Genomic DNA, 25056 nt, shown 5'->3' with positions numbered 1-25056 from the left:
TGTTTCATGACAGGTGAACCTTTTTGGCGCAAGGCTGCCCACATTCATGTGTACGATGTTTCGGCGGGGCTTTGCTTATTCGCAACAGGCCCCATCTTCCGTTGCAGACCGCACAGGAGGACGCACATGCCAAAATATGAACGCAGACCGGACGTTATCGCCACGTTGACGCCAGAGCAGTATCGCGTCACGCAGCAGAGCGGTACGGAGCGTCCGGGCACCGGGGAATACCTGGGAAACAAGGAGCCCGGCATCTACGTCGACGTGGTGTCCGGGGAGCCGCTGTTCGCCAGCGCCGCGAAGTACGAATCGGGATGCGGCTGGCCGAGCTTCGTGAAGCCGATCGAACCCGAGAACGTCGTGGAACTGCGGGACACCACGCACGGCATGATCCGCACGGAGGTACGTTCGCGCCACGGAGACAGCCATCTGGGGCATGTCTTTCCGGATGGACCGTCCGATCGGGGCGGTTTGCGCTACTGCATCAACTCGGCCTCGCTGCGCTTCGTGCACCGCGACGACATGGAGGCCGAAGGCTACGGCCAGTACATCGACCAGGTGGAGGAGATCCAATGACCGAACGTGCCGTTCTGGCGGGGGGCTGCTTCTGGGGAATGCAGGACCTGATCCGCAAGCTGCCGGGGGTGGAAAAGACCCGGGTGGGCTATACCGGGGGCGACGTGCCCAACGCGACCTACCGCAACCACGGGACCCATGCGGAGGGGATCGAGATCCTCTTCGACCCGGAGAAGACCAGCTATCGCCGGCTGCTGGAGTTCTTCTTCCAGATCCACGACCCGACCACGCCCAACCGGCAGGGCAACGACCGGGGCATGTCCTACCGCTCGGCCATCTACTACGTCGACGAGGCGCAGCGTGACGTGGCGCTGGAGACGATCCGCGACGTGGATGCCTCGGGCCTGTGGCCCGGCAAGGTGGTGACGGAGGTCGAGCCGGTGGGCGATTTCTGGGAGGCCGAGCCCGAGCACCAGGATTACCTGCAGCGTATTCCGCACGGCTACACCTGCCACTACCCGCGGCCGGGCTGGGTGCTGCCCCGGCGGGACGCGGCGGAGTAAGGCCCTGATGGGTCGGCAACAGGGGCGGCGTGCCGGGTATCGGTGCGCCGCCTTTTTCGTGTCCGGGGGAGGGGGCGCTGCCCCCGCCCCTGCGGGGCCCCCCGAGGTATTTTGCACCAAGATGAAGGGAGAGAGTCCGCCTTCGGCAGCCGTGGCGCGGCGTGGTCGAGGGTGAGATCCGCGTCGGAGAGACGGAAGGAAGAGCGGACCCCCGGGATGCCTTCGGGCGCGACGCCATGACGGCTGACGGGGATGGTCGTCTTCGCGGCCCGTCTCCCGGGATCACGGGCGCACCTCATGCGGGCGCGGCCCGTCTTCGCCGGGCGCGCCGTGCACCGCCGGGCGGCCTTCCCGACACATCCCGCCCCATCCATGACGTCACGTTGACGTGGACGGCGGGCGGGTCATGGTGTGTGGTGCCAGCCAAAGAGGGAGGTCCACACATGACGTCATATCCGCACCTGCTCAGCCCGCTCGACCTTGGGCATGTCACGCTGAAGAACCGCGTGCTGATGGGGTCGATGCACACCAACCTCGAGGAGCGGGGCGACTGGAACCGGGTGGCGGAGTTCTACGCGACCCGCGCGCGGGGCGGCGTCGCGCTGATGGTGACGGGCGGCATGGCCCCGAACAACGAAGGCGGCGTCTTTCCCGGGGCGGCGGGGCTCTATACCCCTCAGGACATCGCCAACCACCGCATCGTCACCGACCGCGTGCACGAGGCGGGCGGGCTGATCGCCATGCAGATCCTGCATGCGGGCCGCTATGCCTACGGTCCAGACTGCGTGGCGCCCAGCCCGGTCAAATCCCCGATCAGCCCCTTCCCGCCGAAGGAACTGGACGAGGAAGGCATCGAGAAGCAGATCGCCGACATCGCCACCGCCGCCGCCCGCGCCCGCGAGGCAGGCTATGACGGGGTGGAGGTGATGGGCTCCGAAGGGTATTTCCTCAACCAGTTCCTGGTGACCCATACGAACAAGCGCACCGACCGCTGGGGCGGCTCCTACGAGAACCGGATGCGGCTGCCGGTGGAGGTGGTGAAGCGCGTGCGCGCGGCGGTGGGCGATGACTTCATCCTGATCTACCGGCTGTCGATGATCGACTTGATCCCCAACGGCTCCACCCACGAGGAGGTGGTGCAGCTTGCGCAGGCGGTGGAGGCGGCGGGCGCCTCGATCATCAACACCGGCATCGGCTGGCACGAGGCGCGGGTGCCGACCATCGCCACATCGGTGCCGCGCCGGGCCTTCGCCTGGGTCACGCAGAAGCTGATGGGCAAAGTGAGCGTGCCGCTGATCTGTTCGAACCGCATCAACACGCCGGAGGTGGCGGAGCAGGTGCTGGCGGAGGGCTGTGCCGACATGGTGAGCCTCGCGCGGCCGTTCCTTGCCGATCCGGACTTCGTCGCCAAGGCCGAGGCCGGGCGGTCGGACCTGATCGCACCCTGCATCGCCTGCAACCAGGCGTGCCTCGACCACACGTTCTCGGGCAAGGTGTCGTCCTGCCTTGTGAACCCGAAGGCGGGGTTCGAGACGGAGCTTGTGGTGGAACCCGCCAAGGTGACGAAGACCGTGGCCGTGGTGGGCGCGGGACCGGCGGGCATGTCGGCGGCGATCACCTGCGCGCAGCGCGGCCACACCGTGACGCTGTTCGACGCGGCGGATGAGGTCGGCGGGCAGCTGAACATGGCCAAGGTCATCCCCGGCAAGGAGGAGTTCCACGGGCTGGTCGACTGGTTCGGCGCGATGCTGGCCGAGACCGGCGTGACGCTGGCCCTGGGGCAGCGCGTGGGTGCGGAGGACCTGAAGGACTTCGACGAGGTGATCGTGGCAACGGGCGTCAGCCCGCGCGACCCGGAGATCCCCGGACAGGACCACGCTTCGGTGCTGGGCTACATCGACGTGCTGCGCCACGGCGCGGAGGCGGGCAAGCGCGTGGCGGTGATCGGCGCGGGCGGCATCGGCTTCGACGTGTCGGAGTTCCTCGTGACCGGCGACAGCCCGACGGAGAGCCTGCCGGACTGGATGCGCGAATGGGGCGTGACCGACCCGGCAGAGGCACGGTCCGGCCTGGCGCCGGAGGGGCCGCAGCCCGACGCGCCGGTGCGCGAGGTGGTGATGCTGCAGCGCAAGGCGGAGAAGCCGGGCAAACGGCTGGGCAAGACCACCGGCTGGATCCACCGCGCCGGGTTGCAGATGAAGGCCGTGCAGATGAAGGCGGGCGTGAATTACGAGCGCATCGACGACGCGGGGCTGCACATCTCCTACGGCGAGGCGCGCGAGCGGCCCGAGGTCATCGCCTGCGACACCGTGGTGCTTTGCGCCGGGCAGGTCAGCGCGCGCGGCCTTGCGGATGCGCTCGAGGCGGCGGGCCGGACCTGCCACGTGATCGGCGGGGCGGACGTGGCGGCGGAACTGGACGCCAAGCGGGCCATCGACCAGGGGGTGCGGCTGGCGGCGACGCTCTGACGATCCGGCCTGCACGAACCCTGCAGAATTGTCAGGGCGCGCCTGCACAGCCGGGGCGGCATGTTCGCCGAAGTGATTAATCGGAGGACATTGCCATGCTCAGATCATCCGGTCGACGGTTCCTTATCGTCGGCCTTCTCACCCTTCTCATGTTCATCCCGCTGTTCTTTGCGGCGGAGGTGGTGAATTCGCGGAAGTCCTACTCCGAGGCGACGATCAACAGCGTCGGCGAGGAGTGGGGCGGCCGGCAGTACGTCTATGGCCCGCAGCTTGTCATCCCGGTGGAAACCACGGTGACGCGGGTGGCGACCCGGCCCAGGGTCGATCCGGAGACCGGTGTCGTCCTGACCGACCCGGACACCGGCGAGGACCTGTTCGAGCGGTTCCGGGAGACCGTGCAGGAGGCCAGCGCCCCGGTGCACCTCCTGCCCGAAGCCTTCGACGTGGACATCGCGACCGAAACGCAGGAGCGCAGGCGCGGCATCTTCCGGGTGCCGGTCTATACCGCGCAGGTAGAGGCCGGGTTCGACTTCGACACCGCGGCGGCGGAGCGGCTGGTCGGTACGGACCAGCGGCTGCTCTGGGAACAGGCCGAGATCTGGTTCGGCGTCTATGACAACCGCTCCCTGCGGGGCGAGGCGCGGCTGGAGGAGGGCGGCGAGGCGCTGGCCCTTGAGCCCATGTCGCAGCGCTCCGGGGTGAAGGCGCTGGTCGGCGATCCGCGGGAGCGGGGGCGCTACGAGATGCGGCTTGGCATGAACGGCGCGCAGCTGATGATGGTGTCGCCGGTGGGGCGCACCTCGCGTGTGACGATGGTCAGCGACTGGCCGCATCCCTCGTTCACCGGCGCCTTCCTGCCGGACGGGTCCACCGTGACGGACGAGGGTTTTACCGCCGAATGGACGATCCCGCACCTCGCGCGGTCGATGCCGCAGGCCGGGCTGGAAGACCCCGACGAGGCGGCCCGCCGCACCACCTTCGGGGTCGAGTACCTGACGCCCAACGATTTCTACCAGAAGGCCTATCGCGCGGCGCGTTACGGCATCCTGTTCATCGCGCTGACCTTCCTGACGATCCTGCTGACCGAACGGGGCACCGGGCGGCCCGCGCATCCCGTGCAGTACATCCTGGCCGGGCTGGCGCAGACGACCTTCGTGCTCCTGATGGTGTCCTATGCCGAACACCTGGGCTTTGCGGTGGCCTACGCTCTGTCGAGCGCGGCGGTGATCGGTCTGCTCACGCTCTTCGGGGTGGTGGCGCTGAACCTCGGCCGCCGGGCGCTGGTGCTGGGCGCGATGCTGGTCGTGGTCTACGCGGTGCTCTACCTGATCCTGCGCTCGGCGGATTACGCGCTTCTGGCGGGGTCGACGCTGGCCTTCCTCGCGCTGGCGCTGACCATGATCGTCACCCGCAACGAGGACTGGTACGGCCCCGACGCGGACAAGCCGAAAGGGCGCCGGCCCTTCCTCGGCACCACGTCCGAGGCACCGCCGCCTCCCGCCACGGAAGGCTGATCCGGGGGCCCCGGGCAGGAACTCTGCCCGGGGTCTGACCGTTTTACTGTCAGAGCGCGCCACATGTGCCGCGCATATGAAACATACGACAGGAGGCACCCATGCCGAATATCGCAGAAACCAAAGTACTGATCATAGTCACCCACGGCTTCGAGCAATCCGAACTGGAATTCCCCCGCGACCAGCTTCGCGCAAAGGGCGCGGAGGTGCATGTCGCCACGCTCGACGGCAAGGCGATCAAGGGCTGGGAAGGTTCCGACTGGGGCCGCGAGGCCGAGGCCGACCTGAAGATCGAGGATGCCAACCCGCACGACTACGATGCGCTGGTGATCCCCGGCGGCCAGATCAACCCCGACCTGCTGCGCGTCGAGGAATCGGTGCTGGCACTGGTGCGTACCTTCCATGACCAGGGCAAGGTCGTCGCCGCGGTCTGCCATGCGCCCTGGGTCCTGATCGAGGCGGGCATCGTCGCCGGTCGCCGCATGACCTGCTACACCTCGATCCGCACGGACCTCGAGAACGCGGGCGCCAAGGTGATGGACACCTCGGTCGTGGCCGACAACGGCATCGTGACCAGCCGCAAGCCCGACGACCTGAAGGACTTCGTCGCGAAGATCGTCGAGGAGATCGAGGAAGGCACCCACGGTCGCAAGGCCGCCTGATCTTCCCTTTCCTATCCCGAACGGAACCCCCGGCCCCTGCGCCGGGGGTTTTCGTTTGCCGGCCCGGTTAACCTGTTTCCCTCTGTTCGCCAGTCCCTGCAGAAACCGCGATATTGTCCTTACCCCGCCCCATTTCGGCCCCTGTTCGCTTTCATAAGCAACGGGAACAAGACTGGACGAGGAGACGGGAATGGATCGTCTGACCGAAATGGAAGCATTCGCCACCGTCGTGGACCAGGGAGGGTTCACCGACGCGGCAAAGAAGATGGGTATTTCCAAGTCGGCCGTGTCCAAGCACGTCTCGAGCCTGGAAGCGCGCCTTGGCGCCCGCCTTCTGAACCGGACCACCCGGCGCGTGTCCCCCACCGAAATCGGGCTGGCCTACTACGACCGCGCCCGCCGCGTCCTGAACGACGCCGGAGAGGCCGACGCGCTTGTCACCTCCATGCAGTCCGCGCCCTCGGGCCTTCTGCGCATCAGCGTGGCGACGGACTTCGGCGTGAACCACCTGAGCCCGGTGCTGGGCGAATTCCTTGCCGAATTCCCCGACATCACCGTGAACATGGTGCTGAACAACCGCTACGTCGAGCTGATCTCCGAAGGGTTCGACATGGCCGTGCGCATCGGAGAGCTCGAGGACAGCACCCTGCGCGCCCGCAAGCTGACCGAGACGACGAAGCGCATGATCGCCTCGCCCGCCTATTTCGAGAAATACGGACGCCCCGCGCGGATCGACGACCTGAACGAGCACAAGCTGCTGCACTACTCCAACCAGGCCTCCGGCAACGTGTGGAAGCTGACCGCGCCCTCGGGCGAAAAGCGGCAGGTGCGCACCGCGGGCTGGCTGACGGTCAACGACGGGCAGTCCCTTTTGAACGCCTGCATCGCCGGTCTCGGCATCGCCTACTTGCCCTCCTACCTCTATCACGACGCGATGGAGCAGGGGCTGGTCGAGGATGCGATCCCCGATCTGCCGATGGAAATGCAGGGTGTATACGCCGTGTATCCTCCGGGCCGCTTCACGCAGCCCAAGGTCCGCGCCTTCATCGACTTCCTTGTGCATGCCTTTGCCGAAAAGGGCCCGCAGAAGTGGTAAGACCCGGGGCCTGAGCACCCCCGGTACGACGACAAGATCAGTTTCCCCGCCTGATGCTAGGCAGACTGGCCCCCGATGACAGAAGTCGTCGGGGGTTTTTTTCATCATGCGCGCCGGCGGGCAGTCGCGCGGTGTGCCACGGGCCTTGCAAGACGGGGGCGGGATGCGGCTTGCTGGGCTGGAATGATCCGGAGGCCGCCCCGTGACCGAGACCGACACGCCCCTTGCCGTCATCGCCGACATCCACGGCAACGCCGACGCGCTGCATGCGGTGCTTGCGGACATCGCGCGGCGGGGCATCACGCGGATCGTGGCGCTTGGCGACCACCTGAGCGGGCCGCTCGCCGCGCGCGAGGTGGCAGAGGTGCTGATGGCCAGCGACATCCTCTGCATCCGGGGCAACCACGACCGCTACCTGACCGACCTCGCGCCCGGGGACATGGGGCCGTCCGACCGCGTGGCCTTCGACCAGCTGGAGGCGCGCCACCTCGACTGGCTGCGGTCGCTGCCGCCGACCCGCCATATGGGCGAGGTGTTCCTCTGCCACGGCACACCCGACAGCGACCGGATCTACTGGCTCGACAAGCTCGGCCCCTCCGCCGAGGCGCAGCTGCGTCCGCGGGCCGAGATCGCGGCGCTGGCGACGGTGGATGCGCCGCTCTGCCTTTGCGCGCACACTCATATCCCGCGCCGTGTCACCCTGCCGGACGGGCGCACGATCCTGAACCCCGGCAGCGTCGGCTGCCCCGGCTACGACGACGATGCCCCGGTGCCCCATGTGATCGAGGCCGGAACGCCCGAGGCCTGTTATGCCACGGTCCAGCGGACGCGGGCGGGTTGGGCCAGCAGCCACCATCACGTGCCCTACGACGCCAGCCGCATGGTCGGCATGGCCCGCGCGCACGGGCGCCAGACCTGGGTGCGGGCGGTGGGCACCGGCTGGCTCAGGTAGTCATTCGGTCGAGATCAGCACCGCCTCGACGCGGCGGTTGGCCTCCCGCCCCTCGGGGGTGAGGTTGCTGGCCACCGGGGCGAGGTAGCCCGCGCCCTCCGCCCCGATCTGCGTGGCGTCGGTGTCGTGACGGTTGCGCAGGTATGCCACGGCCGCCTGCGCCCGGCGCAGCGAGACGCCCTGGTTGGCCTCGAGCGAGCCGGTCGCATCGGTGTGACCGACAAACAGGATGCGCCGGGTGGGATTGTCGGCAAGGTACTGCGCCAGCGCGTCGAGCGAGGCGATGTCGTCGCCGCCGAGGTCGGTCGACCCTGACCGGAACACGAGGTCCGACAGCGTCACGTGGCCGTCCCGCTCCAGCGCGGCGGGAATGTCGCCCGGGTCGGCAGCGGGGCCGGGCGTCTGCACCGGGGCAGGGGCGTCGCGGGTAATCTCTGCCTGCACGCCCTGCCCGGCGCGGATCACCTGCACATAGCCGTCCGACGCGCCGCGGCTGGCCAGCACCGAGACCGCGCCGCCCTCGGGCCCGGTGGCGGAGAGGAACTGGAAGTTGTCGAGGCTGACGAACATCTCCGGCGCGGGCACCACCAGCGTCGCGAACCGGAAGTCGAAACCGCCGCAGACCAGCGCCGCGCAGTCGAGCAGGATCTCGAACCCTTCGGCCACCAGCGCGTCGCGCAGCGGTTTCAGCAACTGGAACGTGGTCAGCCCGGAATTGGCCACCCGCCACGATTCGACCTCGACCCGCCCCTCGACCCGCCGGGTGGGCAGCGCGTCCTCCGCCCACGGTCCGGTGGGCAGGGCGTAGACCCCGGGGTCCTGCACGGTGCGGAAGGTCTGCTCTGCCGAGCCCGGCAGCGGCAGGTCCAGCGCCGACGCGGGACCGCCAAGCAGGACCAGCGCCGCAGCCGCGGCCAGCCCCCGCCGGGTATCAGCGCGCCTGCGCGTGATAGTCATCGTTCGGGCGCATGTCCGTGGCAGAGGCGACGCGGTTGGTCATGTTGAAGAAGCCGGTCACATTGGCGATGTCCCAGATGTCGCGGTCGCTGAAGCCCGCATCGCGCAGCGCCTCGCGGTCGTATTCGCCGATCTCGGCGCTGGCCTTGGTCATCTTCTCGGCGAACCAGAGCATGGCGTGCTGGCGCTCCGACAGGTCGGCCACGCGCCAGTTCATCACCAGCATCTCGCCCAGCTTCGGATCGCCCGACAGCGCGCGGACGGCGGCGCCATGGGCGGTCAGGCAGTAGAAGCACTTGTTGACCGAGGACACGACGACCGCGATCATCTCGCGCTCCAGCTTGGTCAGGCCGGAGTCCGCCAGCATCAGGTCGTTGTACATGGCGGTGAAGGCGTTGAGCTTGTCGATGTCGAAGGCATAGGCCTTCAGCACGTTCGGCACCATGCCGAGCTTCTCCTGGCAGACGTCGAAGTATTTCTGCGTTGCCTCCGGCAGAGGGTCCACCATGGGCAGGTTCAGGGCCGTGGGTCTGGTGTCGGTCACGCGTCTTCGCCTTCGCTTTGGTACATCCGGTAATGGTACTGCCCGGCGACCTCCATGTGCAACGACGCATAAAGCGCGCTGGCCGCCGCGTTTTCGGCGGTGGCGGCGCAGGCCATCCAGCGCGCGCCCTTCCGGGCGGCCCAGAGCGCGGCACAGCGCATCATCCAGCCCCCCAGCGCCTTGCCGCGGTGTTCCGACAGGATGTGCAGCGCGTGCACCATGGCGACGCCTTCGTGGATCGCGCAGTAGCCCGCGCCGGCGGGCCGGTCGGACACCCGCCCGAAGAGGCCGGTCTTGGGCTCGGGCGCGCGGTCCATCACCCGCCGCCGCGCCTCGCCGATGCCGCCGTCCTCCCAGATCTCGTTCATGATCGCCAGCGGCTCCCAGATGGCAAAGGCCGAGACGCGCGGCAGCTTCAGGTCGGTCAGGTGGTCGATCGGCGCAAGCCACAGGTTCGTCGGATCGACCCGGTCGTAACCCTGCGCCTCGAGCGCGATGTCGAGTGTCTCGTCCCCCGGGCGGATCATGAAGAGCGCGGGCTGCCCCATCAGCCGCATCGCCGTCTCGGCGGCGGTCAGGTCGTCCACCCGCCAGGCCCCGCGCGCCGTGGCCGCCGACACCCGCTTGCCGCCGCCACGCCCCTCGCGCAGGGTCCAGGGGCCGGTCTCCACCCGCGCCGCGGCGGGCCATGTGGTGTCGAGGACCGAGAACAGCCGCGAGAGATCGGGTTTGAGGTGGATCATCTTCGTCCTTCAGTCGCCGAAGAGGGCGTTGAGCCGCGTCATCGCGGCGTCGAGACGCCCGGCATCGGTGCCGCGCACCACCACGTTGGTCCCGAAGATGCCGTCCTTCTGGAACGGGTAGGACCCGAACTGCAGGTCCGAGAACTCCTCGGCCAATGCGCCCAGCGGTTCCGCCACCATGCCCTCGCCGCGCTGCACGCGCAGGGTCTGCGACAGGAGCGGCGCACCACCCACCAGCGTCGACAGCAGGCTCGCCACCATCGCCTCGAAGATCTGCGGGACACCCGCCATGACATGCACGTTGCCGAGGCTGAACCCAGGGGCGGCGGAGATCGGGTTGTCGATCAGCGTGGCGCCGTCGGGGATGCGCGCCATCCGGAGCCGCGCCTCGTTCATCTCGGTGCCGGAGCGGTCGTAATGCGCCTGCAGGATCGCGCGCGCGTCCTCCCTGACCGAGATCGGCACGCCGAAGGCCTCGGCCACGCAGGGCGCGGTGATGTCGTCATGCGTCGGCCCGATCCCGCCGGATGTCACCACGTGGTCGAAGGCCTGGCGCAGCGCGTTGACCGCCGCCACGATCGCCGCCCGGTCGTCGGAGACCATGCGCACCTCGCGCAGGTCGATGCCGTGCCGGGTGAATTCCTGCGCGAGGTGGTGCATGTTGCTGTCGCGCGTCCGGCCGGACAGGATCTCGTCCCCGATCACCAGCATGGCGGCGGTGGGATTGGGCATGGGCGGCACCTCCTCTTGGCCCCGGGCGCCTTGCGCCTCCGGGTGGTTAACGTATAGGGCCCGCTCCATGCGCTTTCAAACACATCTGGTGCCTGCAACCCTCGAACGCCGCTACAAGCGGTTCCTGGCGGACTGCACGCTGGACGACGGAACGCAGGTGACCGCTCATGTCGCCAACCCCGGATCGATGCTGGGCCTCGCCGATCCGGGCCAGCGGATCTGGCTGGAACCCAACGACGACCCGAAGAAGAAGCTGAAATGGGCCTGGCGGCTGGTCGATCACGGCGGCGGCCACTTCACCGGCGTCGACACCGGCGCTGCCAACCGCGTGCTGAAGGACGCCATCACGGCGGGGGAGGTCGCGGGACTCGCCGGCTACGACACCGTCCGGCCCGAGGTGAAGTATGGCGAGAACAGCCGCATCGACTTCCTCCTGACGGGCGCCGGGCGGCCCGACACCTACGTCGAGGTCAAGTCCGTCACCCTCTCGCGCCGGCCCGGCCTCGCGGAGTTTCCCGACAGCCGCACCGCCCGCGGTGCGAAACACCTGGGCGAACTGGCCGCGATGGCGGGGCAGGGGCACCGCGCGGTGATGCTCTACCTCGTGCAGCGCACCGACGCCCGCACCGTCACCCTCGCCCCCGACCTCGACCCGGCCTACGCGGAAGCCTTCGCACGGGCCGGCGCATCGGGCGTGGAAACCCTGGCCCTCGGCTGCGCGATCAGCCCCGATGGCATCGACCTCGGCCAGCCGCTGCCCTTCCGCGGCCCCTGACCGTTCATCTTGGCCCAATTACCTCGGGGGAGCGAAGCGGGGGCAGAGCCCCCGACCCGGCACGAAAAAGGCGCCCCCGCATCGGCAGGGGCGCCCGGAAAACAACGCGCAGGATCGCGCCCGCCTCAGACCTTGAGGTTCGGGATGATCTGCTTCTTGCGGCTCATGATGCCCGGCAGGACCACGGTGTCGCCGGACACGGTCGCGCCGAAGGACTTCTCTGCCACGCCCTTCACAAGGTCGTTCGGGACCAGCAGGGTGGCCTCTTCCTTCAGGATGTCCACGACGAACAGCAGGACCTGGTCCACGCCGTCCTCGGCCGCGACGGTCTTGAAGGTCTCCATCAGGCTGTCCTTGCGGCCCAGCGGGATCTCGGGCGCGGTGGTTTCAAGGACGGAGACGCGGAACTTCGTGCCGTCGACCTCGTATTCCTTGGAGTCCATCCGGATCAGCTCCGCGTCGGAGAAGGCGGAGACGTCGGACTTCGCCGCGAACATCTTCGCCGCGTAGTCGCTCAGGTCGACGCCCAGGTCACGGGCCAGACCCTCGGCCACGTCGCGGTCGTGCTGCGTGGTGGTGGGCGAACGGAACTCCAGCGTGTCGGAGAGGATGCAGGTCAGCGCGGCGCCGCGGACCTCGCGCGGGCATTTCTCCATGTCGGAGCCGATCATGTCGACCATGATCGTCGCGGTGCAGGCCAGCGGGCGCACGGTGATGTCGATCGGACCCTTGGTTTCCAGCCCGCCGACCAGCTTGTGGTGGTCGATGATCGCACGGATGTCGGCGGCATTGATGTCCGCCGGCAGCTCGGCCGGGTTGTTGGTGTCGACGATGACAACCGGCGCGCCGGCCTCGACCGAGGAGATGATCTCCGGCTTGGCGAGGCCCCAGTGCTCCAGCATGAAGGCGGCTTCGGTGTTGGGCTCGCCCAGGAGGACGGGCTTCGCGGTCTCGCCCTTCACCTCGTTGAGGTACCAGGACCAGAGGATCGGGCTGCCGGTGGAATCGGTGTCGGGGCTCTTGTGGCCGAATACGAGCGTCGTCATGGCGTGTCCTTGAAAGGCAAATGATGTCGCGCGCCCTATACCGCCGCAGCGCGGCATTGTCACCCCGCAGCCGCCGGGGTGCGACCTTCCAGCCGGGGCCAGGAAGACTTTTCGGACGAAAAGTCTTCGCCGCCAAAGACCTTTCGTCCGAAAGGTCTTTTATCTCGGCATCGGATGGCGCGCCTTGTTGTAGGGGGACCAGTCGGTGATCTCCGGGTAATAGCGGGCCCGCCAGGCCCGGACCTTCGGATTCATCACGCGTTTCCACACCGGCGGCACCATCGCCGCCATGGCCATCAGCGGATAGCCGTAGGGCAGCTGCGGCGCCTCGGTCTCGTCGTAGGTCTGGAGCAGCGGAAAGCGGCGGTCGGGCCTGTAATGGTGGTCGGAGTGGCGCTGGAGGTTGATCATCAGCCAGTTCGTCGCCCGGTGCGAGGCGTTCCACGAATGGCGCGGCAGCACGTGTTCGTAGCGCCCGTCGCCGAGGTGCTTGCGGGTCAGCCCGTAATGTTCGACGTAGTTCACCACCTCGAGCTGCCAGATCGCGACGCCGGCCTGCACGAGGAAGAGCCCCGCGCCCAGCCAGCCGCCAAGCGCCAGAGCCAGCAGCAGCATGCCCGCCTGCAGCGCCCAGTAGCGCCAGAACGGGTTGCTGCGGTGGGTCCAGGGCAGCCCCTTGCGGGCCAGCATGTCGCGCTCCGCCCGGAAGGACGACTGCAGCGATTCCCGCAGCACGCGCGGATAGAACCGGTGGAACCCCTCGTTGTAGCGCGCGGTCACCGGGTCGCGCGGGGTGCCGACATAGCGATGGTGCACCAGCAGGTGCTCGCTGCGGAAATGCGAATAGAGCACCATGGCCAGAAGGATGTCGCCCAGCCAGCGCTCGAACCGGTTCCTCTGGTGCAGCAGTTCGTGGCTGTAGACGATCCCCACCGTGCCCGTCATCACGCCCGTGCCGAACATCACGCCGAAGATCTCCCACCCGTTCAGGTGATCGGCGCGGCTGACGTACCAGATCAGCCCGAAGAGCGTCAGGAACTGCACCGGCACCCAGAGCTGCGTCAGGAGCTTGTACCAGAACAGCTGGTCCTCCGTCGTGTCGAGGTCGGCGTTCTGCGTGTTCAGCCCGGTCAGGATGTCGATGGCCGAGAACAGGTACCAGGTGGCCAGCGGCGTCAGCAGCACCCAGGCCCCGCCCCTGACCGCGCCGATCCAGACCAGCGGGATCAGCAGGAAGGACAGGAAGAACGGAAGCGCGGCGGTGAAGCGGGCGACATGCGCGGCGGGGATCATGGGACTGCTCCGGTGTTCGGGTCGGTTATAGCTCTGACGCGACCCTGACCCAAGCGGTCATCACCTGCCTTGCGCGAGGTCAAAGGCCTTCCGCATCACCGTTGGCAGATCACTGGGGCTGAAATCCGGCAGCGCGATGAAATCCCCGCGGTGTGGCTTTCGGTCCATGGGCACCAGCGCGGTCTTCACCACCAGTCGCAGGTGAAAATGGGTGAAGGTGTGCCGCGCCTCGCCGCCGACCGTCTTCCATTCGGCGCGAATCGGCGGGTCCTCCTCCGGGGCGGGGCCCTCCACGTCCAGCCAGTCGGTCCCGGGCCAGCCCAGCATCCCGCCCAGCAGACCCTTGTCGGGCCGCGTCTCCAGAAGCCACGCGCCGTCCACGCGCCGGGCGAGGTAGGCCACCCCCTGCCGCACCGGCTTGCGTTTCTTCGGAGCCTTCTTCGGCAGCTCCAGCGCGGTGCCGTTGGCCCAGGCCGCGCAGGAGGTCCGCCAGGGGCAGAGCCCGCAGGCCGGGCGCTTGGGCGTGCAGATCGTGGCGCCAAGGTCCATCACCGCCTGCGCATAGTCCCCGGGCCGCGCGTCCGGCGTCAGCGCCGCCGCGTGGTCCGTGAGGATCGGCTTGGCCGCGGGCAGGGGGGTGTGCTCGTCATGCAGGCGGGCCATCACCCGCTCCACGTTGCCGTCGACCACCACCCGGGGCGCGTCGAAGGCGATGGCCGAGATCGCCGCCGCCGTGTAGGGGCCCACCCCCGGCAGAGTCAGCAGCACGTCGTGATCCGCCGGGAACACCCCGCCGTGATCCGCCGTCACCACACGTGCGCATTTCAGCAGGTTGCGGGCGCGGGCGTAGTATCCCAGCCCCGCCCAGGCCGCCATCACCTCCGCGTCCGGCGCGGCGGCCAGCGCTTCGACCGTCGGCCAACGCTCCGTGAAGACACGGAAATAATCCTTCACCGCCGCCACGGTCGTCTGCTGGAGCATGATCTCCGACAGCCAGATCCGGTAAGGATCGGGCCTGACGCCTGCCGCCCGCGCACGCGGTCCCACACGCCACGGCAGGTCGCGGGCATGGCGGTCGTACCATTGCAGCAGGTCTGCGGCATCGGCGGGGTCACGCAAGGGTGAATACCTCATGAACTTCGGGGCTGGCGCCCGGGGGCCGTGGCCTTAGAATAGCCTCCCGTACGGGGAGTCAATCATGGCGCAACGCAAGTCGACCACATACGGGTTCGCCCGGACCGAGAAGCTGCTGTCGGGCCAGATCCGCAAGGCCTCGGAGACGCGCGGTTTTGCCAAGTCCCGCATCCTCACCCACTGGGAGGAAATCGTCGGCGCCGAGCTGGCCGGCATGTGCCGCCCGGTCGAGGTGCGCTACGGCCGTGTCCGCTATGACGGCACGACCAACGATTCGCAGGGCGCCAAGCTGGTCATCCTGACCCGCGGCGCCTTTGCCCCGATGCTCGAGATGCGCAAGCGCGAGATCCTCGACCGGATCAACGCCGTCTACGGCTACCCGGCGATCCGCCATGTCATCCTGACCCAGACCGCGCCCACCGGCTTTGCCGAGGGGCAGGCGGACTTCCGGCACCGCAAACCCGCGGAAAACGACCGTACCCCCGATCCCCAGGCGGTGGCAGAGGCCCGGCAGGCGGCGCAGGCCGTGACCGACGAGGGCCTGCGCGCAGCGCTTGAACGACTGGGGACAAACGTCATATCGAAGGCAGGGCGGCGCGAGCCCCGCTCTGCGGACTGAACTCAAGAGAGGCAAGACAGATGAACAGGATCCTTTCGGGCGCCCTCGTGGCGCTGGGACTGGCAGCAGGCGGCGCGTGGTACATCACGCAAGGCGGGCAGGGCACGGGCGCGAACATCGCGCTTCCGGGCGCGGCCAACGCGCAGGAAAGCACGGCAGAGGTCGACACCTCCACCATCACCGAGATGGTCATGGGCGACCCCGACGCACCGATCGAGGTGATCGAATACGCGTCGTATACATGCCCGCACTGCGCCAATGCGGCAAAGACGCTGATCCCCGAGCTGAAGAAGAACTACGTCGACACCGGCAAGGTGAAGTTCGTCTACCGCGAGGTCTACTTCGACAAGTACGGCATGTGGGGCTCGATGATCGCGCGCTGCGGCGGCCCCGAGAAGTTCTTCGGCATCACCGACCTGATCTACAAGGGCCAGGACACCATCCTCGCCCCCGCGCGTGACGGCAACGACGCCGGTGTGGCGGACGAGCTGCGCAAGATCGGCCGCATCGCCGGGCTCGACAACGAACAGCTCGACGCCTGCCTCGCCGACGGCGACAAGCTGCGCACCCTGCTGGTCTGGTTCCAAGAGAACGCCAAGCGTGACGGCGTCGATTCCACCCCGACCTTCATGATCGACGGCCAGAAGTACTCGAACATGAGCTACCAGGACTTCTCCAAGATTCTCGACGAGAAGCTCGGCGAATGACCTCCGCCCCGCGCGGCCCGCTCGAAGGCCTCAGGGTCGTCGAGCTGGCCCGCATCCTGGCCGGCCCCTTCGCCGGCCAGACGCTGGCCGACATGGGCGCCGAGGTCATCAAGGTCGAGGCCGCCGCAGGCGACGACACGCGCCGCTGGGGCCCGCCCTTCATCGACCGCGACGACGATCACACCGCCGCCTATTTCCACTCGTGCAACCGGGGCAAGACCTCGGTCGCCGTGGACCTGACCACGCCCGAAGGGCAGGCGCAGGTCCGCGACCTCGTGGCGGATGCCGACATCCTGATCGAGAACTTCAAGGTCGGCGGGCTGGCGAAATACGGCCTCGACTATCCCTCGCTGGCCGAACTCAACCCGCGCCTCGTCTACTGTTCGATCACCGGCTTCGGGCAGGACGGCCCCTATGCGCACCGCGCGGGCTACGACTACATCATCCAGGGCATGTCGGGCTTCATGTCGATCACCGGCGCCCCGGACGGCGAACCGCAGCGCGCGGGCGTGGCGATCACCGACCTCTTCACCGGGCTCTACAGCGTCTCCGCCATCCTCGCCGCGGTCCACCAGCGCGACCGTACCGGGCGCGGCCAGCACATCGACATGGCCCTGCTGGACTGCGCCGTGGCCGCCATGGCCAATCAGGCGCTCAACTACCTCTCCACCGGCACGCCGCCGGAACGCACCGGCAACTATCACCCCAACCTCACACCCTATCAGGTCTTCGAATGCAGGGACGGGCACATCATCATCGCCACCGGCAACGATGCGCAGTTCCGGCGGCTGGCCCGCGTGCTCGGCATGGAAGAACTGGGTACACAGCCTGAATACATCTCCAACGCCGCCCGCATCGCGCATCGCGCGCAACTGACGGAGGCGCTGGAAACCGGCACCCGGCAACTGGCGAAGGACGACCTGCTGGCTGCCTGCGAGGCCGAAGGCATCCCCGCCGGCCCGATCAACGACATGGCAGAGGTCTTTGCCGACCCGCAGGTCAGGGCCCGTGGCCTGCAGATCGCGCCCGAAGGCATCCCGGGGGTCCGCTCGCCCTTCCGTTTCTCCGACGCGGATCTCACGCTCGACCGCGCCGCGCCACGGCTGCCAAAGGCGGACTGAGCCCCCCTTCATCTTGGCGAAAAATACCTCGGGGGGCCCCGCAGGGGCGGGGGCAGCGCCCCCTCCACCCCCGGATCGTCGCACCGGACGTCCGGCACCTTGTAGGGCGGGTTGTAGGGCGGGGTTTCAGGCCGCCCCTGCCGTCACTCCGAATACATCGCGCATACGGACAGGGCTCCGGCGTTGTCGCTCAGCCCCGGGTCGGTCTCGTTGATCCGGAATTCCACCTTCTTGCCGTGCACGCGGAACGGGCCGGTGGAATCGAGCGTGGTCCTGAAGGCGGCCCATGTGCCCTGCCGCGACCCGCCGTTCTCGGGCACCCTGTAGAGAAGCGTGCCATAGGCCGCCCGGGCGTTCACACGGTCCACGCCGCTCTCGGCCATGCGCTTGGCCGCGGGGCCGTGGTATCCCGGCGCGCCGACCGGATCGTAGACCCCGTCCGCGATCGTCCATTCGCCCGTCACCTGAACGTCATGGACGATACCCGACGGAAAGGCCGACGCCTGCCAGCCCTCCACCGCCAGAACCTCGTGGCAGACCGTGTGCCCCGCCGCGACGGCGCCCGGCCAGAATATCAAGAATGCCCAGATCTTCATGCGTTTACCCTCGACTCACTCCTTCACGACAGGTGATCCACGACCGTCATCCGCTGCGCCAGCCCCTTCACGCCGTCGAGCCAGCGGTTGACCAGACGCGGGTCGGACGGCGCAGCGGTCACGCCGGCGGGGACCTCGCGGGCCAGCACCGACTGCACTGCCCAGCTCACCGGCACCGACACCAGCCGCGCCATGGCCGATCCGCGCGCGTCGCCCCAGGCGTCCATCACCCAGGTCTTGTGATAGACCGGCGTGCCGTCGCGCTCCGCCTTCAGCGACACGCACAGCACCACGCGGTCCGGCTCGCCCTTGTCATAGCCGTTCTCGGCCAGCAGCTTGTCGGCGATCTCCTGCAGGCGCGCCTCGGAGGCGCCCGGCGCCTCGGCGAAGATGTCCTTCCACGCCTCCGCCCAGCCGTTCAGCCGCAGCGTGCCGCGCACGAAGTCCTTCACCTGCCAGTCGCCGCCAAAGCCGTACTCCGCCATGAACGGCAGCGAATCGCGGTTCGGATAGACCTCGAAGCTTTCCGGCGGGTCGAGCGGCGCGTCGTAGCGGGTCAGCGCGTCCCAGGGGTGCGCGACCTCCAGCTCCTCGTAGTGCCGGATCGAGCGCGAGGGCGAGCGCAGCGCTTTCAGCACGCCCACCGGCGCCCAGGAGAACTTGTAGCGGAAGGCGTTCGGCACCTTGGGCACCCCGCCGCAATAAGAGGTGAAGGAAACCGCGTTCGCCTTGTCGAAGGCGGGCGAGGCCTTGTAATCGGCCACCAGCCAGTGCGCCATCAGGTGGTCGATGCCGGGGTCGAGGCCGACCTCGTTCACCAGCCGCGCATCCGCCGCCCGTGCCTTCGACGCCAGCGCCCGCATCTCCGGCGAGATGTAGGAGGACGAGACGAACTGCGCGCCCGCCTCCAGCGCCATCTCGGCCAGCGGCACGTGCCAGTCGGCGGGCAGCATCGACACGACCACGTCGCCCTCCGACAGCGCGCCCTTCAGGACCTCGGGCGCGAAGGCGCGGACATCAACGTCCCGGTCGCCCACCGCCGCGCGGGCCTTGTCCACCGTGCGGTTCCAGACCACGACCGGCACGCCCTCGTCGATCAGCCGCCGCAGTCCGGGGACAGTCGACAGCCCCGTTCCGATCCAGTGTACCGTCATGCCATGGCCTCCTTCAGATGTTCATCGAATGTAGTGCGTGCCGCGCCCCAGACACCTCCCTCGATCCGGTCGAGTGTCAGGAGGTGCGGCAGAAGCTGCGCCGCGAAATCCAGCGAGGATTCCAGCGGCAGGAGAGAGGGCAGGTTGTCGATGGCCATCACGTCCAGCGGCGGTGCGTCGTGCACCCGGACCACCGGCGCCTCCCAGCTCGTGGCGGCGTCGTAGACCGGCACGGGGTTGTAGTCGCTCGTCGGGTCGCAGGCGATGTCGCCGATCACGCCCAGCCGGCGCACCCGCCCGCCCGCGTCCGCCGGCACGAAGACCGGCACGCCCGGCATGGCGAGGATGCAGTTGAAGAACAGCTCGTGCTCCAGCACTTCGGGGAAGGGGCCGCCATGGGCGGTCTCGGCCATGTCCCAGCCGGTCACCGGGATGCCCACCTGTTCGCACAGCTTCTGCGCCCCCGATCCCACGCGCCCCAGTGCGCCGATCACCAGCGCGCTGGCCTGCGGGGCGTCCGACAGCGCCGCGCGCACCTCGTCCTGCAGCGCCTCGGCGTCCTTCCATGTGCTGACCGGGCCGCAGACCTCGCCGCGCGCCTGCGCCGCCCAGGCCAGGGCGCTGACCGCGGCACCGGCGTAGCCCGCCCAGAAACCGAAGGCCGCGACGCGCCGGTTGTCCTTGTCGACGAGGTATTCGAGATCGTAGAGCGCGCCGCCCCCCTCGCCGAACCGGCGCAGGAAGCCGTCCCAGCCGGTCTGCCGCTTGAAGGCGTGGCCGAACATGATGTGCCTGTGGCGCAGCGGCGTGCCGTCCTCCGGCAGTTCCTTCAGGCCGAAGACGATGGCCTCCGGCGGCGCGTCTGGCCAGGCCCCTTCCGGCGCGACCTCGGCCCCGGCGGCGGTGAATTCCTCCAGCGGCAGCACGCGGTGGGGGCTTTCCTCCACCGTCACGGCAATGCCCTTCGCGCGGAGGGCCTTCACCCCCTCGGGCGTCAGGCCGACGCGCTCCTCGTTGGGGCGGCTTTCGGAACGGATCCAGAGGTGGGTCAAGCGCGTGTCTCCCGTGTTCGTGGCTGCGCGCAGGGAACCGTCCCCCGCGCCGGGGTTCAAGGGGAAAGCGCCCTTCCGGCGCTGGAACGGTCCGGGGCGGCCTTACAGGTGGCTGCGCGCGAACAGGCGTTCGGGCGTGTCCAGATGCGGCAGCGCGTTGAACTGCGTCAGCGCCAGCCCGCTGGGCAGCGGCTGGATGCGGTGGAGCGAGGTGTTCTCGATCGCGAGGCAGGCATGCGCCAGCGCCGTCAGGTCCAGCCGCATGACGATCCGCATCGCCATGCCGATCAGCCCGCCCGAGGTCACCACCAGCGCGCGGCCCTCGCCCTCGGCGATCTCCGTCAGGGCTTCGCGAACGCGGGCCTCGAAGGCGGCGAAGGTTTCCGGCGCATCCTCGATCCGGTCCTCCTGCCACAGCCCGAACATCTTCGGCATGTGCGCGACAAAGGTTTCGCGGTCTCCCGGCATCTTCAGCCCGTGCTGCGCCTCGACCAGCGTGGCGAGGTCGAAATAGGCCAGTTCGTTCAGGCGGGGGTCGCGGATCGGTCCTTCGAGGCAGTCGGGCGCAATGGCCTCGGCGGTCTCGACGTGGCGGCGCAGCGTGCCGGTGTAGACCCGCGCGAACTTCTCGCCGGTGGAGCGGAACCAGCCGCCCAGCCACTCTGCCTGCTGCCAGCCAAGCTCGCTCAGGCGGTCATAGCCCAGTTCGTCCCGCGCAGAGGAATTGGCCTGGCCGTGGCGGACAAGGGTGACGTGCGACATGGGAAGGTCCTTTCCAATACTCACGCGCGGCTTACGCCGCCGCGCGCCGGAGGAAAAGGTTCATAAAGCCGTCACATCGGCGGGGTGACGGTGATCGCGGGATCGTAGGTATAGACGTTCACCTGCACGTCGCCGGACGGCTCGGACGCGTAATGCGCCACGCTTTCGGAGGTCTCCCACCGCATCACCCGCCCGGTGCCGGGATCGACGAAGACGGTGTTGAGCGCGCCGAACCACGCACCCGCGGCGTCCGGCATCGGATCTGTCCTGGTGAAATAGACGAACTTCTCCAGCGTCATGCCCTCCACATCCACCATGCCGGGGCAATCCGTGCGGTCGAGGTTCTTCACGTTCTGCGCCATCTGCGCGCGGATGAAGCCCTCGTGGTCGGCAGGCATCAGGTTCGGCGCCTTCGTCCACGGCCCATCCGGCGTCTCTCCCATCCAGCTGTCCGAGCCGTCGAGCAGGATCTGCTGCCCGCCCCGCATGCCCCCGACCGTCTTCAGCGCCGTCTCGTAACGCGCCTCGTAGACCCAGCGGACGGTGCCTTCGGCGTCGTAGGTCGTGCCGACAAAGCTGTGCGGCGGGCGGGCAAAGGGGTCGAGCGGGCCGCCGTCGAACATGGCCGCGATCCGGTCGCGGCAGTCGTCGGCAAGGGCCGGGGCAGGCGCGGCAAGGGCAAGACAGGCAATAAGCGGAAGGAAATGTCGCATGGCTGAAAATCCGTTCGGTCTGGAAAACAGGGCAAATCGTAGCCCGCACCGGGCCGCATTGCCAAGCTGACGCTCTGGCATCTTCGGTCAAAAGCGCTTAAATCATGCAGAAAGCGAACGGAGACGCGCATTGAACCAGGATACCGCAGGCCGCATCACCCGAGAGGGCATCCGCATCCATGACGCAGCGGACTTTGCCGGCATGCATGCGGCAGGCAAGGTCGCGGCACAGATCCTCGACGAGGTCGCCGACAAGGTCGACGTCGGCGTGACCACGGGCGAGCTCGACGATTTCATCACCCGCCGCGTGACCGAGCTGGGCACCACCTCTGCCACCATCGGCTACAAGGGCTACCAGCATGCATCCTGCATCTCGGTCAACCACGTGGTGTGCCACGGCATTCCCGGCGACAAGAAGCTGAAGGACGGCGACATCCTGAACATCGACGTGACCGTGATCCTCGACGGCTGGTTCGGCGACAGTTCGCGGATGTACGTGGCGGGCAAGCTGCCCCGCAAGGCCGAGCGGCTGATCGAGGTCACCCACGATGCGCTGATGCAGGGCATCGAGGCGGTGAAGCCCGGCAACACCTTCGGCGACATCGGCCACGCCATCCAGACCTTCGTGGAAGGGCACCGCATGTCGGTGGTCCGCGACTTCTGCGGTCACGGGCTGGGCCGGGTGTTCCACGCCCCGCCGAACGTCCTGCACTACGGCCGCCCGGGCACCGGCCCGCGGCTGGAAGAGGGCATGTTCTTCACCATCGAACCGATGGTGAACCTCGGCCGTCCGGAAACCAAGGTGCTGGGCGACGACTGGACCGCCGTGACCCGCGACAAGTCGCTGTCGGCGCAGTTCGAACATTCGGTCGGCGTCACCTCGGACGGGGTGGAGATCTTCACCCTCTCGCCCGCAGGCCGGTTCCACCCGACCTACTGACGCCTGTCGCCCTGACCCCGGGCGGCAGCGCGGGCGCGACCCGCGGACGCCTCCGGCGGAGGTATTTTTGCCAAGATGAAGGGCAGGGGGCGCCCCTGCACCCCCTGTCGGTCTGGCTCATAGGCGGTCAGCCCCACTGCCAGAGCGCGGGCACGAAACGGTAGGCGTCGCCTTCCTTCATCACATGGCCCACGCCCGGGAAGGGGAAGTGGTAACCCAGCACCGCCATGCGGTCGGTGGCCGCCATGTCCAGCAGGTTCTGCCGGGTCTCCACCGTCAGTTCGCCGTTCATGTCGAAGTTGTTGTACCAGCCGGGCCGGGCGAAGTTCATGTAGGCGTGGTTCATCGCATCGCCGAGTGCGATCAGCTGCTTGCCGCCCGATTCCACCACGACCGACATGTGGCCCGGCGTATGGCCCGGCGTGTCGATCACGCGCACGCCCGGCACGATCTCGTCCTCGTGGTTGACCAGCGTCCACTCCGCGCCGTCCACCTCGAGCGAGTTGACCGCCCCCACGGCGAACTGCTGGAGGTCCTGCGGCATGCGCGCGGCCAGCCCGTCCTGCATCCAGAACTCGTGCTCCGCCGTGCCGATGTGAAAGGCGGCGCCGGGCAGGATCGCCTCGTCGAAGTCGTCCCGGATGCCCCAGATGTGGTCGGGGTGGGCGTGGGTGATGACCACATGGGTGATCGCCTCCGCGTCGATGCCCGCGTCCGACAGGTTGCCCATCAGCTCTCCGGCGGTGGGCAGGAAGCGGTCGCCCGATCCCACGTCGACCAGCACCACGGCATCGCCGATCTCGATCACCAGGTGGTTGGTGTGGGAATAGTTGGTCTCCGTCGACAGGAAGTAGCTTTCGAGGAAGGCCTTCACCTCCTCGGGATCGGCGTTCACGCCCAGCCCGTTGGCCGGCACTTCCAGCCGCCCGTCCGAGACGACGGTCAGTTTCGCCTCGCCCAGGGTAAAGCTGAAATGCTGCGGATTGCCGGACGCCGGCGCGCCCAGCGTCTGGGCACGGCCCAGGGCGGGCAGGGTCAGCGCCGGGGCGCTCGCGGCCATGGCCAGGATCTCGCGGCGGGTGGGGCGGATGATGGACACGTGCGGACCTCCCTGTCATGCATGTCTTCGAATGTCAGAATAGCATCGGAACCGGCGATTTCCACCGCCATCGGGCATCGGGGAAAGATCGGCGGCAATTCCCGCCGATGCGGAAATTTGACCATGTGGTCAAGAGGTTGCGACCATCGATCCGGTCAGATTGACGCTTGGGAAGGTTGTATCCCCCGGGGCGTTCCTGTACCTCCGCCGTGCCGCTGCACTGCAGCACATCACGGGAAGGAGACCCGATGACCCGGTACTGGCTGACCACCGCCCTCGCACTCACCCTCGCCACCGGCGCCGCCGCCCAGGAGGTGACGCTGCGCTTCCAGCACTTCGTCTCGCCGAATTCGGCCAACCCGGCGCATTTCATCGAACCCTGGGCCGAGAAGGTCGAGAAGGAGTCCGGCGGCCGCATCAAGGTGGAGATATATCCGTTCATGCAGCTCGGCGGCACGGCCCCCGAGCAGTACGACCTGATCGTCGACGGGGTGATCGACGGCGGCTGGGTCATCCCCGGCTACCAGGCCGGCCGCTTCCCGGAAACGGAGGTGCTGGAACTGCCCTTCATGGTGACCAAGTCCGCCGAGGAGGCCTCCGTCGCCGCCTGGACCTTCACGCAGAAGTACCTGACGGACGATTTCGCAGACGTGCACCTGATCGCCGCGCACATGCACGGTCGCGGGCTGATCCACATGAAGGGCGACGCGCCCGAAACGGTGGACGACCTGCAGGGCAAAAAGCTGCGCGGCCCCTCCCGCCCGGCGACGCTCCTGCTGGAAAAACTCGGCGCCGTGCCGATCGGCATGCCGGTCCCGCAGTTCCCCGAGGCGCTGTCGAAAGGCGTGCTCGACGGCGGCGTCATCACCTGGGAAATGTCCCCCTCGCTGAAACTCGACGAGCTGACCGACAGCCACACCGACGTGGCGGGCGACAAGTCGCTCTACAACCTGTTCTTCATCTGGGGGATGAACAAGGACGTCTACGACAGCCTGCCCGACGACCTGAAGGCGGTGATCGACGCCAACTCCGGGCTCGAAACCTCCGCCTGGGCGGGCCGCGCACATGACACCGGCGACGCCGAAGGCCGCGCCGTGATGGAGGCCGCCGGCAACCAGATCGCCACCCTCTCCGAAGAGGAAACCGCCCACATCCGCGAACTGGGCGACGAGGTGATCGACGAATGGATCGCCGACATGGACGCCAAGGGCCTCCCCGGCCGGCAGCTGGTGGACGACGCCCGCGCCATGGTGGCGGCCGCGGCCAGCGGCAACTGACCCGCACCTGCCCGGCAAAGC

At 68.2% G+C, this 25056-nt stretch carries 26 protein-coding genes; 13 read left to right on the top strand and 13 right to left on the bottom strand.

The genetic code is table 11. The features are described from left to right. The first annotated feature begins 126 nt into the window (after positions 1–126). The 7 genes from msrB (at position 127) to CDO87_RS06725 (ending at position 7771) form a co-directional block, all read left to right on the top strand. Positions 127–576 carry a peptide-methionine (R)-S-oxide reductase MsrB gene (gene msrB / locus CDO87_RS06760; protein ID WP_100928074.1) on the top strand — a complete coding sequence of 150 codons (450 nt, stop codon included), beginning with the start codon at positions 127–129 and terminating at the stop codon, positions 574–576. Then, a complete protein-coding gene (gene msrA, locus CDO87_RS06755) occupies positions 573–1079 on the top strand; it encodes a peptide-methionine (S)-S-oxide reductase MsrA (protein WP_100928073.1) in 507 nt (168 codons plus the stop codon). Before msrB ends, msrA begins: the two co-directional genes overlap by 4 nt. 443 nt (positions 1080–1522) lie before the next feature. After that, positions 1523–3547 (top strand): NADPH-dependent 2,4-dienoyl-CoA reductase, encoded by a 2025-nt coding sequence (locus CDO87_RS06745; protein WP_100928071.1) that lies wholly within the window; start codon positions 1523–1525, stop codon positions 3545–3547. Positions 3548–3642: 95 nt separating this feature from the next. Next, positions 3643–5061, top strand: coding sequence for a cell envelope integrity protein CreD (gene creD, locus CDO87_RS06740; RefSeq protein ID WP_100928070.1), 1419 nt, complete (start codon positions 3643–3645; stop codon positions 5059–5061). A gap of 101 nt (positions 5062–5162) precedes the next feature. Beyond that, a complete protein-coding gene (locus tag CDO87_RS06735; protein ID WP_100928069.1) occupies positions 5163–5723 on the top strand; it encodes a type 1 glutamine amidotransferase domain-containing protein in 561 nt (186 codons plus the stop codon). A gap of 190 nt (positions 5724–5913) precedes the next feature. Further along, the gene (locus tag CDO87_RS06730; RefSeq protein WP_100928068.1) at positions 5914–6819 is read left to right on the top strand and encodes a LysR family transcriptional regulator; all 906 of its coding nucleotides are present in this window, start codon (positions 5914–5916) and stop codon (positions 6817–6819) included. Between the two features lie 202 nt (positions 6820–7021). Then, positions 7022–7771 (top strand): metallophosphoesterase, encoded by a 750-nt coding sequence (locus tag CDO87_RS06725; protein WP_100928067.1) that lies wholly within the window; start codon positions 7022–7024, stop codon positions 7769–7771. Here CDO87_RS06725 and CDO87_RS06720 read toward each other — a convergent pair whose 3' ends face one another. From CDO87_RS06720 to CDO87_RS06705, 4 genes are read right to left on the bottom strand one after another with little or no spacing between them, the layout of a single operon-like run. Beyond that, complete coding sequence (locus CDO87_RS06720; protein ID WP_100928066.1) at positions 7772–8728, bottom strand: OmpA family protein; 957 nt, start codon at positions 8726–8728, stop codon at positions 7772–7774. Next, positions 8703–9272, bottom strand: a complete 570-nt coding sequence (locus CDO87_RS06715; protein ID WP_100928065.1) for a peroxidase-related enzyme — start codon at positions 9270–9272, stop codon at positions 8703–8705. Before CDO87_RS06715 ends, CDO87_RS06720 begins: the two co-directional genes overlap by 26 nt. Beyond that, entirely contained in the window at positions 9269–10015 is a 747-nt protein-coding gene (locus tag CDO87_RS06710) for a GNAT family N-acetyltransferase (RefSeq protein ID WP_100928064.1), read from the bottom strand. The genes CDO87_RS06715 and CDO87_RS06710 overlap by 4 nt, the downstream gene beginning before the upstream one ends. A 9-nt stretch (positions 10016–10024) precedes the next feature. Next, on the bottom strand, positions 10025–10747 hold the full coding sequence (locus CDO87_RS06705; protein ID WP_100928063.1) for a molybdopterin-binding protein: 723 nt from the start codon (positions 10745–10747) through the stop codon (positions 10025–10027). Between the two features lie 67 nt (positions 10748–10814). Here CDO87_RS06705 and sfsA point away from each other — a divergent pair, with 67 nt between their 5' ends. Beyond that, on the top strand, positions 10815–11522 hold the full coding sequence (sfsA, locus tag CDO87_RS06700) for a DNA/RNA nuclease SfsA (protein WP_100928062.1): 708 nt from the start codon (positions 10815–10817) through the stop codon (positions 11520–11522). Between the two features lie 125 nt (positions 11523–11647). Here the strand turns inward: sfsA and CDO87_RS06695 are convergent, their stop codons facing one another. The 3 genes from CDO87_RS06695 to mutY form a co-directional block, all read right to left on the bottom strand. Continuing rightward, positions 11648–12568: a manganese-dependent inorganic pyrophosphatase gene (locus CDO87_RS06695; RefSeq protein WP_100928061.1), complete on the bottom strand. Its 921-nt coding sequence runs from the start codon at positions 12566–12568 to the stop codon at positions 11648–11650. A gap of 159 nt (positions 12569–12727) precedes the next feature. After that, positions 12728–13861, bottom strand: a complete 1134-nt coding sequence (locus CDO87_RS06690; protein WP_100928060.1) for an alkane 1-monooxygenase — start codon at positions 13859–13861, stop codon at positions 12728–12730. Between the two features lie 60 nt (positions 13862–13921). After that, a complete protein-coding gene (gene mutY, locus CDO87_RS06685; protein WP_198521833.1) occupies positions 13922–14980 on the bottom strand; it encodes an A/G-specific adenine glycosylase in 1059 nt (352 codons plus the stop codon). Positions 14981–15059: 79 nt separating this feature from the next. Between mutY and CDO87_RS06680 the strand changes: the two genes are divergently transcribed. From CDO87_RS06680 to CDO87_RS06670, 3 genes are read left to right on the top strand one after another with little or no spacing between them, the layout of a single operon-like run. Then, positions 15060–15614: a DUF721 domain-containing protein gene (locus tag CDO87_RS06680; RefSeq protein WP_100928058.1), complete on the top strand. Its 555-nt coding sequence runs from the start codon at positions 15060–15062 to the stop codon at positions 15612–15614. A 20-nt stretch (positions 15615–15634) separates the two neighbouring features. Further along, on the top strand, positions 15635–16321 hold the full coding sequence (locus CDO87_RS06675; RefSeq protein ID WP_100928057.1) for a DsbA family protein: 687 nt from the start codon (positions 15635–15637) through the stop codon (positions 16319–16321). After that, positions 16318–17442, top strand: coding sequence for a CaiB/BaiF CoA-transferase family protein (locus CDO87_RS06670; protein WP_100928056.1), 1125 nt, complete (start codon positions 16318–16320; stop codon positions 17440–17442). The genes CDO87_RS06675 and CDO87_RS06670 overlap by 4 nt, the downstream gene beginning before the upstream one ends. 143 nt (positions 17443–17585) lie before the next feature. Here the strand turns inward: CDO87_RS06670 and CDO87_RS06665 are convergent, their stop codons facing one another. The 5 genes from CDO87_RS06665 to CDO87_RS06645 all read right to left on the bottom strand — a co-directional run bounded on the left by CDO87_RS06665 (position 17586) and on the right by CDO87_RS06645 (position 21719). Beyond that, positions 17586–18038 (bottom strand): hypothetical protein, encoded by a 453-nt coding sequence (locus tag CDO87_RS06665; protein ID WP_100928055.1) that lies wholly within the window; start codon positions 18036–18038, stop codon positions 17586–17588. Positions 18039–18061: 23 nt separating this feature from the next. After that, positions 18062–19192, bottom strand: a complete 1131-nt coding sequence (locus CDO87_RS06660; RefSeq protein ID WP_100928054.1) for a saccharopine dehydrogenase family protein — start codon at positions 19190–19192, stop codon at positions 18062–18064. Beyond that, a complete protein-coding gene (locus tag CDO87_RS06655; RefSeq protein WP_100930862.1) occupies positions 19189–20244 on the bottom strand; it encodes a saccharopine dehydrogenase in 1056 nt (351 codons plus the stop codon). The genes CDO87_RS06660 and CDO87_RS06655 overlap by 4 nt, the downstream gene beginning before the upstream one ends. A 102-nt stretch (positions 20245–20346) precedes the next feature. After that, on the bottom strand, positions 20347–21006 hold the full coding sequence (locus tag CDO87_RS06650) for a histidine phosphatase family protein (protein ID WP_100928053.1): 660 nt from the start codon (positions 21004–21006) through the stop codon (positions 20347–20349). 71 nt (positions 21007–21077) lie between these two features. Continuing rightward, the gene (locus CDO87_RS06645) at positions 21078–21719 is read right to left on the bottom strand and encodes a hypothetical protein (RefSeq protein ID WP_100928052.1); all 642 of its coding nucleotides are present in this window, start codon (positions 21717–21719) and stop codon (positions 21078–21080) included. A gap of 202 nt (positions 21720–21921) precedes the next feature. Here CDO87_RS06645 and map point away from each other — a divergent pair, with 202 nt between their 5' ends. Further along, a complete protein-coding gene (map, locus tag CDO87_RS06640) occupies positions 21922–22659 on the top strand; it encodes a type I methionyl aminopeptidase (protein WP_254698427.1) in 738 nt (245 codons plus the stop codon). A 127-nt stretch (positions 22660–22786) separates the two neighbouring features. Here map and CDO87_RS06635 read toward each other — a convergent pair whose 3' ends face one another. Continuing rightward, positions 22787–23758, bottom strand: a complete 972-nt coding sequence (locus CDO87_RS06635; RefSeq protein ID WP_100928050.1) for an MBL fold metallo-hydrolase — start codon at positions 23756–23758, stop codon at positions 22787–22789. Positions 23759–24006: 248 nt separating this feature from the next. Between CDO87_RS06635 and CDO87_RS06630 the strand changes: the two genes are divergently transcribed. Continuing rightward, the gene (locus CDO87_RS06630; RefSeq protein ID WP_100928049.1) at positions 24007–25035 is read left to right on the top strand and encodes a TRAP transporter substrate-binding protein; all 1029 of its coding nucleotides are present in this window, start codon (positions 24007–24009) and stop codon (positions 25033–25035) included. Positions 25036–25056: the final 21 nt, after the last annotated feature.

Origin of the sequence: Sagittula sp. P11 (assembly GCF_002814095.1) — a bacterium.
In the GTDB taxonomy this organism is placed as follows: domain Bacteria; phylum Pseudomonadota; class Alphaproteobacteria; order Rhodobacterales; family Rhodobacteraceae; genus Sagittula.
The sequence above is the reverse complement of the archived record's forward strand: the minus strand, read 5'-3'. Positions and strand labels throughout refer to the sequence as shown.

What these genes read in the sequence shown, in the direction of transcription:
- msrB (WP_100928074.1), top strand. Translation starts at nt 127, where the DNA reads ATGCCAAAATATGAACGCAGACCGGACGTTATCGCCACGTTGACGCCA.
- msrA (WP_100928073.1), top strand. Translation starts at nt 573, where the DNA reads ATGACCGAACGTGCCGTTCTGGCGGGGGGCTGCTTCTGGGGAATGCAG.
- CDO87_RS06745 (WP_100928071.1), top strand. Translation starts at nt 1,523, where the DNA reads ATGACGTCATATCCGCACCTGCTCAGCCCGCTCGACCTTGGGCATGTC.
- creD (WP_100928070.1), top strand. Translation starts at nt 3,643, where the DNA reads ATGCTCAGATCATCCGGTCGACGGTTCCTTATCGTCGGCCTTCTCACC.
- CDO87_RS06735 (WP_100928069.1), top strand. Translation starts at nt 5,163, where the DNA reads ATGCCGAATATCGCAGAAACCAAAGTACTGATCATAGTCACCCACGGC.
- CDO87_RS06730 (WP_100928068.1), top strand. Translation starts at nt 5,914, where the DNA reads ATGGATCGTCTGACCGAAATGGAAGCATTCGCCACCGTCGTGGACCAG.
- CDO87_RS06720 (WP_100928066.1), bottom strand. Translation starts at nt 8,728, where the DNA reads ATGACTATCACGCGCAGGCGCGCTGATACCCGGCGGGGGCTGGCCGCG.
- CDO87_RS06710 (WP_100928064.1), bottom strand. Translation starts at nt 10,015, where the DNA reads ATGATCCACCTCAAACCCGATCTCTCGCGGCTGTTCTCGGTCCTCGAC.
- CDO87_RS06705 (WP_100928063.1), bottom strand. Translation starts at nt 10,747, where the DNA reads ATGCCCAATCCCACCGCCGCCATGCTGGTGATCGGGGACGAGATCCTG.
- sfsA (WP_100928062.1), top strand. Translation starts at nt 10,815, where the DNA reads ATGCGCTTTCAAACACATCTGGTGCCTGCAACCCTCGAACGCCGCTAC.
- CDO87_RS06695 (WP_100928061.1), bottom strand. Translation starts at nt 12,568, where the DNA reads ATGACGACGCTCGTATTCGGCCACAAGAGCCCCGACACCGATTCCACC.
- CDO87_RS06690 (WP_100928060.1), bottom strand. Translation starts at nt 13,861, where the DNA reads ATGATCCCCGCCGCGCATGTCGCCCGCTTCACCGCCGCGCTTCCGTTC.
- CDO87_RS06680 (WP_100928058.1), top strand. Translation starts at nt 15,060, where the DNA reads ATGGCGCAACGCAAGTCGACCACATACGGGTTCGCCCGGACCGAGAAG.
- CDO87_RS06675 (WP_100928057.1), top strand. Translation starts at nt 15,635, where the DNA reads ATGAACAGGATCCTTTCGGGCGCCCTCGTGGCGCTGGGACTGGCAGCA.
- CDO87_RS06670 (WP_100928056.1), top strand. Translation starts at nt 16,318, where the DNA reads ATGACCTCCGCCCCGCGCGGCCCGCTCGAAGGCCTCAGGGTCGTCGAG.
- CDO87_RS06665 (WP_100928055.1), bottom strand. Translation starts at nt 18,038, where the DNA reads ATGAAGATCTGGGCATTCTTGATATTCTGGCCGGGCGCCGTCGCGGCG.
- CDO87_RS06660 (WP_100928054.1), bottom strand. Translation starts at nt 19,192, where the DNA reads ATGACGGTACACTGGATCGGAACGGGGCTGTCGACTGTCCCCGGACTG.
- CDO87_RS06650 (WP_100928053.1), bottom strand. Translation starts at nt 21,006, where the DNA reads ATGTCGCACGTCACCCTTGTCCGCCACGGCCAGGCCAATTCCTCTGCG.
- CDO87_RS06645 (WP_100928052.1), bottom strand. Translation starts at nt 21,719, where the DNA reads ATGCGACATTTCCTTCCGCTTATTGCCTGTCTTGCCCTTGCCGCGCCT.
- map (WP_254698427.1), top strand. Translation starts at nt 21,922, where the DNA reads ATGCATGCGGCAGGCAAGGTCGCGGCACAGATCCTCGACGAGGTCGCC.
- CDO87_RS06630 (WP_100928049.1), top strand. Translation starts at nt 24,007, where the DNA reads ATGACCCGGTACTGGCTGACCACCGCCCTCGCACTCACCCTCGCCACC.